Origin of the sequence: Blautia glucerasea (assembly GCF_013304385.1) — a bacterium.
GTDB classification, from domain to species: domain Bacteria; phylum Bacillota; class Clostridia; order Lachnospirales; family Lachnospiraceae; genus Blautia_A; species Blautia_A ammoniilytica.
The window spans coordinates 1-459 of the sequence record NZ_JAAITU010000154.1 but is presented as its reverse complement, the minus strand read 5'-3'; the positions used below and the strand labels follow the sequence as shown (position 1 = coordinate 459).

Below are 459 nucleotides of genomic sequence, written 5' to 3'. Positions count from 1 at the left end.
TATACTCGGTTATGCGTCCGGCAGACCAGTCCTCATACATTTTAGCAAACAGCCCGTCAACTTCGGCTTTACGCTTCTCTGCCTTTTTCAGCTCCGCAGCCTGCTTTTTCTTCGCAGAGTTTCTTTCCCTGTCACTGGCATTGAGCAGCCGTTTCAGCAGCTTGTCCTCGTCTTTCTGTGCCAGCATAGACCAGTATTGCAGTCTTGCAAGCACATAGGCATACAGTACATCATAGCGAATATAGTGCATGGAACACTGGCGTAATCCCTGTCCGTACTTACTGCAATGGTAGTGTGCATAGGGATTTTTGTTCTGGCTGTTTACACCATAAGCCAATGACCATCCGCAGTCCGCACATTTTACCAGCCCGGAAAATATCTGCGTTGTGCCATTCTTCTGTCGTCTGCGTCTGCTTGCAATCAGCTCCTGAACTTTTTGGAACACTTCTTCGGAAATGA

The 459-nt window shown here is 47.9% G+C and carries 1 protein-coding gene; it reads right to left on the bottom strand.

Annotation, left to right across the window (positions count from 1 at the left end; all coding sequences use genetic code 11):
- On the bottom strand, positions 1–459 hold a 459-nt coding region (locus tag G5B11_RS18835), incomplete at both ends, for a zinc ribbon domain-containing protein (RefSeq protein ID WP_173729346.1).